This is a genomic window from Spartinivicinus marinus (assembly GCF_026309355.1).
Lineage (GTDB): Bacteria > Pseudomonadota > Gammaproteobacteria > Pseudomonadales > Zooshikellaceae > Spartinivicinus > Spartinivicinus marinus.
Genome location: NZ_JAPJZK010000001.1, coordinates 5,592,037 through 5,603,539 on the forward strand (window position 1 = coordinate 5,592,037; position 11,503 = coordinate 5,603,539).

The 11,503-nt window shown below is 46.9% G+C and carries 10 protein-coding genes; 1 reads left to right on the top strand and 9 read right to left on the bottom strand.

The window, feature by feature from the left end:
* Window positions 1-201: 201 nt before the first annotated feature.
* The 8 genes from OQE68_RS24945 to xthA form a co-directional block, all read right to left on the bottom strand.
* Window positions 202-1,107, bottom strand: a complete 906-nt coding sequence (locus OQE68_RS24945) for a hydroxymethylglutaryl-CoA lyase (RefSeq protein WP_180567187.1) — start codon at window positions 1,105-1,107, stop codon at window positions 202-204.
* Entirely contained in the window at window positions 1,094-3,121 is a 2,028-nt protein-coding gene (locus tag OQE68_RS24950; protein WP_180567053.1) for an acetyl/propionyl/methylcrotonyl-CoA carboxylase subunit alpha, read from the bottom strand. The genes OQE68_RS24945 and OQE68_RS24950 overlap by 14 nt, the downstream gene beginning before the upstream one ends.
* The gene (locus OQE68_RS24955) at window positions 3,114-3,935 is read right to left on the bottom strand and encodes an enoyl-CoA hydratase/isomerase family protein (protein WP_180567054.1); all 822 of its coding nucleotides are present in this window, start codon (window positions 3,933-3,935) and stop codon (window positions 3,114-3,116) included. Before OQE68_RS24955 ends, OQE68_RS24950 begins: the two co-directional genes overlap by 8 nt.
* Before the next feature lie 31 nt (window positions 3,936-3,966).
* Complete coding sequence (locus OQE68_RS24960; RefSeq protein ID WP_180567055.1) at window positions 3,967-5,604, bottom strand: carboxyl transferase domain-containing protein; 1,638 nt, start codon at window positions 5,602-5,604, stop codon at window positions 3,967-3,969.
* A gap of 11 nt (window positions 5,605-5,615) precedes the next feature.
* The gene (locus tag OQE68_RS24965; protein WP_180567056.1) at window positions 5,616-6,785 is read right to left on the bottom strand and encodes an isovaleryl-CoA dehydrogenase; all 1,170 of its coding nucleotides are present in this window, start codon (window positions 6,783-6,785) and stop codon (window positions 5,616-5,618) included.
* A gap of 284 nt (window positions 6,786-7,069) precedes the next feature.
* A complete protein-coding gene (locus OQE68_RS24970) occupies window positions 7,070-7,456 on the bottom strand; it encodes a MerR family transcriptional regulator (RefSeq protein WP_180567057.1) in 387 nt (128 codons plus the stop codon).
* 128 nt (window positions 7,457-7,584) lie between these two features.
* Window positions 7,585-8,505 (bottom strand): LysR family transcriptional regulator, encoded by a 921-nt coding sequence (locus tag OQE68_RS24975; protein ID WP_180567058.1) that lies wholly within the window; start codon window positions 8,503-8,505, stop codon window positions 7,585-7,587.
* Window positions 8,506-8,739: 234 nt separating this feature from the next.
* A complete protein-coding gene (xthA, locus tag OQE68_RS24980; RefSeq protein ID WP_180567059.1) occupies window positions 8,740-9,552 on the bottom strand; it encodes an exodeoxyribonuclease III in 813 nt (270 codons plus the stop codon).
* A 377-nt stretch (window positions 9,553-9,929) separates the two neighbouring features.
* Between xthA and OQE68_RS24985 the strand changes: the two genes are divergently transcribed.
* The gene (locus tag OQE68_RS24985; protein ID WP_180567060.1) at window positions 9,930-10,595 is read left to right on the top strand and encodes a GNAT family N-acetyltransferase; all 666 of its coding nucleotides are present in this window, start codon (window positions 9,930-9,932) and stop codon (window positions 10,593-10,595) included.
* A 227-nt stretch (window positions 10,596-10,822) separates the two neighbouring features.
* Here OQE68_RS24985 and OQE68_RS24990 read toward each other — a convergent pair whose 3' ends face one another.
* A complete protein-coding gene (locus OQE68_RS24990; protein WP_180567061.1) occupies window positions 10,823-11,464 on the bottom strand; it encodes a TetR/AcrR family transcriptional regulator in 642 nt (213 codons plus the stop codon).
* Between the last annotated feature and the right edge of the window lie 39 nt (window positions 11,465-11,503).

Below are 11,503 nucleotides of genomic sequence, written 5' to 3' on the forward strand. Positions count from 1 at the left end.
TCTTATTCTTATTGCCTGGCAAGTGGCGGTCGCAAAAGCTAATGGACATGGGATAACAGGGTGTTCTGTATCTGCGACAGGGATGTCGCTTTAGCTCTTGATGGGCCAGGGATGGCACTTCAAGAGCGGAGGAAGAATACCCTGTTTATTTCATGTCGGGCCACACAGCTGCCTTTGGTAACAATCTCAGAGTAATGATTGTCAAAGAGTAGTGCTCATCGCTTGGGCCACATTGGAGCGATTATCGCGCCCTAGTTGATGGCATAACCGCTGACTAATGTCAATCAGCTTAGGCAGCTGTAGGCCTGTAGCAAAGCCTAATGACTCAACCAGATAAGTCACATCTTCAGTTGCGACATTACCACTAGCACCTTTCGCATAGGGACAGCCTCCTAACCCGGCGATAGCACTATCCACAATTCGTATTCCTTGATTCAGGGCTTGGTAAATATTGACCAATGCCTGACCATACGTATTGTGAAAATGAACCGCTAATTTACCCGTTCCGGTAATGGGTATTACCAAATCCAGTAATGGTTTTATTGATGCTGGTGTGCCAATACCGATGGTGTCACCCAGTGATATTTCATCACACCCGAGGTTCAGCAGCTGCTCGACAACTGGGGCTACTTGGGCTGGTGAGATACTCCCTTCATAGGGACAGCCCACCACACAAGAAACATAGCCTCTCACTCGTAGTCCTTGTTGTTTGGCCTGTGTAACCACCGAAGCAAAGCGCTGCAGACTGTCGGCAATCGAGCAGTTGATGTTTTTTTGGGAGAAGGTTTCTGAGGCTGCGCCAAACACGGCAATTTCGTTAACTTTGGCTTCAATGGCTTGCTCCAAACCTTTCATATTGGGCGTGAGGGTGCTGTAAATCGTGTTAGGTTGGCGCTTAAGTTGCTGACATATCTCAGCAGTATTTGCCATCTGAGGCACCCATTTGGGCGAAACAAAACTGCCGCATTCAATGTGACGAATGCCTGCTGCAACCAGATCTTCAATCAAAGCGACACGCGTGGCTACTGAGACCGGGGTTGGCTCGTTCTGCAAACCATCCCGAGGGCCTACTTCAACGATACGGACAGTTTCTTTAGGCATTAGCAGGCTCCTCTTGGCTGGCTTTTTCCACATGTAAAGCCAGCAAGTCGGTGCCTTCACTCACTAAGTCACCAGCCTTGAAGTAAATGGCATCTACTGATCCCGCAGAAGGGGCATGAATGGTGTGCTCCATTTTCATCGCTTCCAGCACCATCAGGGGTTGTCCTTGCTCCACCTGTTGACCTGGGGTTACCAGTACCGAAACAACCGAGCCTGGCATCGGGGCGACTAATGCCTGGTCATGGGGGCTGGCAGCTGTGGGGTTATTGAGGAGGCTGGGTGGATGCTCTATGCACCAATCTTGCTGCTCGATATGAAGCCAATATTGGCTGTCTGTGGAGGTAATGGTGGCACTCACCATTTTTGAATTCAGCTGAGCGATGAGTTGATGCTGTTGCCGTTTACCCTGGCAATGGTATTTGTCAGCGCCAATGGTTAATTCCCACTGACTATCTTCCCGTTGACTATCACTTAGCCATTTCACATGAACGGCCATAGGCTGCTGGTCCACCAGCCAGTGAAAAGTAGACTCTGCCTGATAGTTACAACGCCAGGGTGCTTGGTTAACCCACGGATTGCAGGTAGGAGAGGTTTGTTGACTGGCTTCGGGGGTTAGCTGAAATAGGGTGACCAGTACTAATGCTTGCTGCAGCGAATCCGTGTTAGCTTCGAGCAAGTGAGGCAATTGCTGGTTGAGAAGGTGAGTATGGTATAGCCCTTCAACAAACCATTGACTATTTAGGACTGCCAGCAAAAATGCGCGATTATGGGTAAGCCCCAGTAGAGTCGTGTGGTCCAGGGCCTGTTCCATACGCTGGATGGCTTGAAGCCGGGTTTCTCCCCAAGTAACCAGTTTGGCTAACATGGGGTCATAGTGAACGCCAATCCTGTCCCCTTGAGTGAGGCCATGCTCAACTCGCAAATAGGGCTGAGGCGCTGGCCATTCCAGGTGAAGTATTGGGCCAGTAGCGGGTAAAAAATTGTTTTGCGGGTCCTCAGCGTACAGTCTGACTTCAATGGCATGACCATCAATAGCTAATTCACTTTGGGTAACAGGTAAAGGCTCGCCACTAGCCACTGCTAATTGCCAGGCAACCAGATCAGTGCTGGTGATCATTTCGGTCACTGGGTGTTCTACCTGGAGCCGGGTGTTCATTTCCATAAAGTAAAATTGACCATCAGCAGCCAGCAAAAACTCAACTGTACCTGCCCCAACATAGTCAATTGCTTGAGCAGCGGCTAATGCTGCCTGGCCCATTTGTTGTCGGAGCGATGGGCCTAACCCTGGAGCAGGGGCTTCTTCAATAATTTTTTGGTGACGACGTTGGATAGAGCAATCCCGTTCAAATAGATACACCCCGCCGCCTTGGCTATCACAAAATACTTGTATTTCCACATGGCGTGCCTCAGCCAGATACTTTTCAACAATCAGGGTGTCATCGCTAAAGCTGGCTTTGGCTTCTCGCTTAGCACTCTGATAAGCACTGGCAAATTCCTTTTCTGCACTAACCACACGCATCCCTTTGCCACCACCACCAGCCGCTGCTTTCAGTAATACTGGAAAGCCAATTTGTTTGGCGGCATTGAGTAGGGTAGCTTGCTGCTGGTCGGCTTGGTGGTAGCCTGGCATAACAGGGACACCAGCTTTTTCCATCAGCTGCTTGGCTTGTTGTTTAGAACCCATTAAGCGAATGGCATTGGCTGGTGGACCAATAAACCGAATGCCCGTTTGCTCACAAGCAGCCGCAAATTCAGCATTTTCAGCGAGAAAGCCATAGCCAGGGTGAATCGCTTCAGCATTGGTTTGCTGGGCGGCCTGAAGGATAGCTTGTTGATTGAGGTAGCTGTCTCGGCTGGGGGCTGGGCCAATCCAAATGGCTTGATCCGCGAGTTGAACATGGCGGCTATAACGGTCTGCTTCTGAGTAGACAGCCACGCACTGGATACCCATGGCTTGAGCGGTATGAATAATCCGGCAAGCGATTTCTCCTCGGTTGGCAATCAGAACTCGCTTAAACATGCTGGCTTTCCTCCTGCCAAGCCGGCTTACGCTTTTCTAAAAAAGCGCTCAAGCCTTCTTTGCCTTCAGCTGAGGCTCGAATATCCGCAATCAGCTGTTGAGTGTATTCAGTTAAGGCAGGCCCTATGGGCATGTTAACCACTTGATGGATCAGCTGCTTAGCCGCTTTCATGGCTTCAGGGCCATTGCTGGAGTAACGTTGGCAGAGCCGGTCAGTGATAGCTGGCAGCTCTTCCGGTTGAGCAACTAAATGAACCAACCCAAGTTGCTCTGCAGTTTCTACATCGATAGTTTCAGCACTTAAAAAATAGCGGCGGGCAGCCCGTGCCCCCATCGCTTGAATCACATAAGGACTGATGACCGCAGGTACCAGGCCTAACTTGACTTCACTTAAGCAAAACTGGGCTTTGGGGGTGGCAATGACCATATCGCAGCAAGCGACTAGGCCAACTGCACCACCATAGGCAGCTCCCTGAACGATTGCGATTGTGGGTTTGGGAAACTCATTGAGGGCTTGCAGCATTTTAGCCAGTTCACTGGCATCTTGCAGGTTGTCCTGGTAGCTGTGGTTGGCCATTCGGCGCATCCAGCCGAGGTCTGCCCCGGCACTGAAATGGCGGCCATTGGCTTTGAGAATGAGCGAGCGTACTTGGTCATCGTGGGCTAATTGATTAAATACCGCCTGCAGCTCTGCAATCATTTCGTCATTAAAGGCGTTGTGCACTTCTGGTCGATTAAGTACTAGCTCAGTGGCTCCTTGAGCCAGTGGGTTGACTTGAAGAAAGCGAGTGGCACTGAGGTCAACGGAATTCATAGTCACTATCCTTTTTATCTTCTGACCTTATTTACATTCTGAAAATACCGAAAGCATTGCTGGTTGTGGCTGGATTAGAGGTTGAAACAGGTACCGCTGAGTTAGTCTGGTAGGCGGCGGCCAGGCCAAGCCCTACCACTGTTCGCGTGTCTTTTGGATCAATGACGCCGTCATCCCATAAGCGTGCACTGGCATAATAAGCGTGGGCTTGTTTGTCATATTCGGTGCTGACTTCTGTTTTAAAGGCCGCTTGCTCAGTTTCAGGCCAGTCCTGTTGCCGTTTTGCCATGGCAGCCGCTTTCACCTGAGTAAGTACACCAGCTGCTTGCTCGCCACCCATTACGCCAATTCGGGCATTGGGCCACATCCATAGCAAGCGAGGGTCATAAGCACGGCCGCACATGCCGTAGTTTCCTGCACCGTAACTCCCTCCAATAATGACGGTTAGCTTAGGTACGCTGGCGCAGGCTACTGCATTGACCATTTTTGCCCCGTGCTTGGCAATGCCTTCTGACTCATATTTTTGGCCCACCATAAATCCCGTGATGTTTTGCAAGAACAGCAGTGGAATCTGCCGTTGCTGGCAAAGCTGAATAAAGTGAGTGCCTTTTAGAGCACTTTCAGAAAACAGCACACCGTTATTTGCAACAATCCCCACTGGGTAACCCATAATGCGAGCAAAGCCGCAGACCAGAGTACTCCCATACAGGGACTTGAACTCAGTGAAATCTGAGTCATCAATGATCCGGCAAATGACCTCTTTGATATCAAAGGGTTTGCGAGTGTCGGTGGGAATCACCCCATATAGCTCTTCGGCACTGTATTGAGGTGGCTTTATTGGGTGGGGAGGGTTGGTCAATTTTGACTGATTGAATGAAGCAACCGATTGCCTGGCTAAAGCCAGCGCATGATCATCATTTTCAGCATAATGGTCCGTCACCCCAGAGGTACGGCAATGAACATCCGCACCGCCCAGGTCTTCTGCGGATACCGCTTCACCTGTTGCGGCTTTAACCAGTGGTGGACCAGCCAGGAAAATAGTCCCTTGCTGTTTAACGATGATGCTTTCATCGGCCATTGCGGGAACATAAGCGCCACCTGCGGTGCAAGAGCCCATTACTACGGCTAATTGGGGAATACCGGCAGCAGACATCCTTGCCTGATTAAAAAAGATTCGGCCAAAGTGTTCGCGATCAGGAAATACCTCAGCCTGACGGGGCAGGTTGGCACCACCGGAATCCACCAGATAAATACAAGGCAGCCGGTTTTCTGCGGCAATGGTTTGGGCTCGCAAATGCTTTTTAACGGTGAGTGGATAGTAGGTACCGCCTTTTACCGTTGGATCATTGGCAATAATCATACATAGCTGCTGCTGAACCTTGCCGATGCCAGCAACCACCCCAGCTGCGGGAACGGGCTCGTCATACACTTGATAGCCGGCCAGTTGGCTTATTTCTAGAAAGGGGCTGTCGTGGTCTAGCAGCAAATCAATTCGCTCTCGTACCAACAGCTTACCTTTAGCCTTTTGTTTGGCCTGAGCAGCCTCACCACCGCCTTGCTTGATGATGGCGACCAGGTGGCGTAGCTCCACCACCTGTTGATGCATTGCATCGTAGTTTGCTCGATAGTCGTCTGAATCGGTATTCAGCAAGGACTTTAGTCGTGCCATAACTGCCTCGCTTAATGGGTTTCTTCAAACAGTTCACGACCAATCAGCATCCGCCGGATTTCGGAAGTGCCGGCGCCGATCTCATAAAGCTTGGCATCTCGTAATAGTCGGCCAGTGGGGTATTCGTTGATATAACCATTGCCACCGAGAATCTGGATGGCATCTAAAGCCATTTGGGTGGCTTTTTCTGCACAATAAAGAATGACACCTGCTGCATCCTTACGAGTGGTTTCACCTCGGTCACAGGCGGCAGCCACTGCGTAAAGATAGGCACGGCAGGCATTAAGGGTGGTATACATATCCGCCAGTTTGCCTTGGATCAGCTGAAATTCACCGATGGCTTGGCCAAACTGCTTACGCTCATGAACATAGGGCACCACGATATCCAGGCAAGCCTGCATAATGCCTACAGGGCCTGCGGCTAAAACGACCCGCTCATAGTCTAAGCCACTCATCAATACCTTAACGCCTTCGTTAAGCTTGCCAAGAATATTAACAGCAGGCACTTTGCAATTATCAAATACCAGCTCACAGGTGTTAGAGCCGCGCATCCCTAACTTATCTAGCTTTTGAGCCTGGCTGAATCCGGGGGTGCTTCGTTCGACAATAAAAGCAGTGATGCCTTTTGAGCCTTTGTCCGGAGCAGTTTTTGCGTAAATCACATAGGTGTGAGCATCAGGGCCGTTGGTGATCCACATTTTGGTGCCATTTAAAATAAAGTGATCACCTTCCTGCTTGGCTTTGAGCTGCATACTCACTACGTCGGAGCCAGCACCAGGCTCACTCATGGCTAGGGCGCCAATATGCTCACCGGAAATTAATTTAGGCAGGTATTTCGCTTTTTGCTCTTCCGTACCATTACGTCGAATTTGGTTAACGCAAAGGTTGGAGTGAGCGCCGTAGCTGAGTCCCACTGAAGCAGACGCTCGGGAAATTTCCTCCATTGCCAAAGCATGGGCTAAATACCCCATGCCACTGCCACCTAGGGACTCATCAACAGTAATACCCAGCAGACCCAGCTCACCAAGTTTGGGCCAAAGACTGTTAGGGAAGGCATTATCGCGATCGATATCCGCGGCGAGAGGAGCAATTTTAGTTTGAGCAAATTGATGGATTTGCTGGCGGAGAATATCCAGGGTTTCACCCAGATTAAAATTCAGGCTGTGGTACACGATGCTCATGTTTACATGTCCTTACATTTCAAGAAAGTTCGAATACTTTTTGTTTTTTATCTAGAGCACATCATTGTGCTAAGGGGGATAGGAGAGTCGGGGGTTCTGTAACTGCGATATGGGTTAACCAGCTACTGCATGGTTAACGACAGCAACTCTAACTGCTAAAAAGAGAGCTGGCTGGATAACCGCTTTAGCACAAGAGGCCAGGGATGGCCTTCCTTGTGCGGTGGAAGAATGCCCGACTTTCTCCTATATCTAACCTAAACGCTTACTCTGAATAGTTTTAATCGCTACTGTGAAAAATCAGTACTTTTTAATACATCCAGGCAGCGTTGCTCCGCTGTATCTAATTCTTGTTGTAATGCCGCAATATCCTTTAGCTGCTGATTAAGCTGTTGGCGTTTGACGGCAATTTTGTCCAGTAAGGCTTGAATTTGTTTGATGTTACTGGTACCAGGTGTGTACATCTCAATCAGTTCCTGGCACTCATCCAGACTGAAACCCAACCGCTTGCCTCGCAGAATCAGCTTCAAATGGACGCGATCTTTATGGCTATAAACCCGGACCTGTCCTTGCCGCATAGGCGTTAGTAACCCCTTATCCTCATAAAAACGAATAGTGCGGGTGGTTATCGCAAACTCCTTAGCAAGCTCAGAAATACTATAAGTAGCAGACATGAAGGCTATTCCAGCACCTATACAGCAGGCAGTGTTTAACACATAACTATATTAAATTAGAATATAGATTACCTTTACGTTAACGTAAAGTGTTGGCTCATAAAAAAACTGACTGAACGATGTATTTTTTAGATAGCGGATTGGTGCTCAATTGCTTCACATAAATCTAGAATACAGCGGCGCATCCAGACATTTGCAGAGTCTTCATCAGTACTCTCATGCCAGTAGAGGTGTACCTCCATGGTGGGGAACTCTTCAAAGGGTAAAGGCAAAATACGAATGTTTTGCTGGGCACGGGCAAAGCGTTCAGGAACCGTCATTGCCAAATCTGACTTACGAATGACTAAAGGTGCGACTAAATAATGTTGGGCTGTGAATACTACGTTTCGCTGGATACCTAAACGACCTAGCACGGTATCAACCTCATCAGCCTGGCCAAAACGGGGCAAGATTTGTATGTGGTTAAGCTCCAGGTAGTGATCTAGTGATAGCCCTCCATTATTCAAGACGGGGTGCCCATCCCTTACTACGCAAACATAGTTATCTTCAAATAGCTTTTGATGTTTTACCTGGGGGTCAAAGTTAAGTGGCGCATCAATGGCGAAGTCTAATCGGCCAGAGGCCAGTTCTTTAGTTGTCTCTCTGGGGGAGATCGGTTGTGTTTCTATATTCAGGTGAGGGGCTATTTCCTGAAGTTTGGTAAATAAGCGAGGCAGTAAGATAGCTTCGTTCAAGTCGCCGATACTCAATCGAAAAAGCTTATCTGCTTCTGCTGGCTCAAAAGAATCACAGTGCTGAATACTGGTACGTAATAAGCTCAGGGCTTGGCGCACTTGTGCGATGATATTTTGTGCCATTGGTGTAGGCACCATGCCCTGAGAAGTGCGAATGAACAGAGGGTCATCAAAGGTTTCACGAAGTCGGGCAAGCGCGTTACTGACGGCGGGTTGAGTAATTCCCAGGATATGGCCTGCTCGAGTCAAGTTTGCTTCAGAATAGATAGCATCAAAAACGACAAAAAGGTTCAAGTCTATCTTGCTCAAATTCATAGAATGCCTCAGTTACTACAAACCACCTGGCTCGACATCCTTGAAATAAGTGTTGTATTTTTCCTTACGCTTTTTCCAGAGTAGCAAAAGCTGTTGTAAAGCGTTAACTAATTATCATGAGTTGGTCATTTTGGTGTCATGGGGACTAATGTGACTTTGCAGTAGTCGTATAAAGAAAACCACATAAGCCGCCTAAGCCTGGAGTTCAATTGCAATAGGCGACAGTTTGGCTGCTTAAAAAATAGCCCAAATTGGGCAGTGGTCAGAAGGTTTGTCCATACCTCGAATGTTGTAATCGATACCTACTTCTTGGCAGTGGCTCATCAGTGAAGCAGAGGCCAAAATAAGGTCGATACGCAAACCTCGCTTTGGCTCTCGTTCAAAGCCTCGGCTACGGTAATCAAACCAGCTAAAAAGGCTGCTATCAGAAGGATTAAATTGGCGAAAGCTGTCCTGTAATCCCCAGTCTAAAATCGTTTGTAGCCACTCCCGTTCTTCAGGTAAAAAACTACACTTTCCTGTTCTCAGCCAGCGTTTGGCATTGTCGGCGCCGATGCCAATATCAAGATCAGTGTGTGAAATATTCATATCCCCCATGATAATTAAGTCATCATTGGGCGTATGGTATTCGGTCAGGTATTTTAGTAGGTCTGCATAAAACTGCTGTTTGGCGGGAAATTTAGCTGGATGAGAGCGGCTTTCCCCTTGGGGAAAATAGCCATTAATAATTGTAATTTTGCCTTTTTCAGGATGAGAGTAGTCTGCTGCAATAAATCGTCTTTGTTGCTCATCTGAAGGATAATAAGGAAAGCCTTTAACAACATTGGTTAAGGGTGTTTTGCTGAGTAAAGCAACACCATAATGGGATTTTTCACCATAGTAACTCACTTCATAACCAAATTCTTGAATGCTTGATAAAGGAAATTGTTCGTCACTTACTTTTATTTCTTGCAAGCCAATCACATCCGGTTGATGAGTCTCAATAATAGCTTGTAACTGGTGAAGCCGGGCACGGATACCATTGACATTAAATGATATGACTTTCATTGGAGACCTTTTAAATACGATTTCAGATAAAAAACGTTACCTTAATAGCAACTTAACCTAACCCTGTAAATAGTCTTTAGCTGTCAACAAATAGAGGTCATTGAATTGTTTAAAAGGTGATGAAGCTTGCTGATTGTGAAGTGGTTGGCATTGGTTGATTGCCGTGATATGGTGCAAATAATTGAGTCAATAATGAGAAAAATAAAAGATCACAATACATTTGTAATAAGAAGGTTAACAATAAGTGCTTTATGGCTTTCACCTGCTAAGGATGCAGTTGTCACAATATAACCAGTGCAATGATAGCCAAGAAGGTATATTTGCACTGGAAAGATAATAAGAATGATGTTGACTGTTTAAAGTCAATGGAGGAGTCAATGACAGAGTACGCCCTTCAACTGAATGTGGAAGACCAACTGACAAGGATTGTATACATTGATGAAAATTTTAGTCGTGAAGCGCGCTCGATGCTTTACCATGCCTATCTTGAAGAACCTTCAATTCGTTATTTGATGGATGATTCCAAGCCTAACTATGCGCAGCGAGTACGCGCGCTGATTAGAGAGCTCATCAAAGTACATTTTGCTGAAAACCAGCCAGTTATTGGAGTGATGAGAGGAGAGCGGCTAGCGGGTTTTGCTTTTGTCTCAACTCCTGATCATCAAGTAGAGCTATTTGAGTCATTACGCTGGCGTTGGCGGTTAATGCTGTCTGTTGGTTTACAGGCTGCAGAGCGGTTCATTAATTATCGAAAAGAAGTGGCTGCACTCTTAGCGGATAAACGTTTTTATCGAGTGCCATTAGTGGGCATTAATCCGAAGTGGCAGCATCAGGGATATGGACGTTTATTAATGGAGGCAGTGGACAGTCTATGTGAAACTGATCAGGACTCTGAAGGGGTTGTATTGGATACAGGAAATAGTCGCTATTTGTCGTTTTACAGCTCTCTTGGTTACCAAGAGTTAGGAAAAGTGACGGTAGGTAGTGTGGCTGAGACCGTGTTGTTCAGACCAAACCAAGAGCCGCAGCTTGATGAAACATAGGTGGCTTGTCAGGTATTTTGTATTTAGTGATGTGAGCTTTTGACAATTAGTTAGCAGATCTTGTAGTTAGCAGATCTTGGCGCCGGAATGATTGGCGTCTTCAATCTGTCTTTCAGTCAACCGAGCCAGCGTTCCCACTCGTGTCTAGCAAAGTGAACCCATAACAAACAAGGACTTAATTAAAGCTGTTGTATGGGTTATTTGCCAGATTAAGCGGTATGATCATTTTAGTGGTTGAACTTTAGCCCTGTCAGCATGCAGTGAATTTGTAGCTCTAAGAGCTGCTCTGCTGGTGCCCATTTCATTTGTTTGATAGTAAGTAAGTTACTTACAATGCCTTGAACACCACATAGTAGGGTTTGGCCAATTAATGTGTGATCAGACTCTGCAAATGTTTGTGAGTCACAGCATTTTTTGATTTCGTTGAAAAGTGCTGTGAAATATTGCGATTGCATTATGATCTCGTTAGCTTGTTCATCCTGATCAGGTGTTGAATTTAGCTCTTCAATAGAAAATACAACGCGAAAATGGTCAGGGTGTTTTAGCCAATATTGAGCATAAGCCATTAGCAATGATTTGATTTTATTGATGGAGTCTGCATTTTCTTGCTGATCCACTGCAAAATCACTTAACTGAGAAAAAATATCTACCCAGATAAAATGCAATAATGACCGTTTGTTTTCAAAGTAATAATAAAGGGTTCTAGGCGTGCACCCAACACGAGCGGCGATTTTTCTGACCGAGACTTGATCTACGCCCTCATTAATAAAAAGTTCTTTGGCAACGCCAATGATTTTACTTCTGATGGCAGCCTGTTCTTCAGGTGATTTAGGCGGCCTGCCTTGCTTCCGTTTTACTGTAGTATCCACTGCTAAAAAGACCTCTTCACACCAGCAGTTCAAATTAAG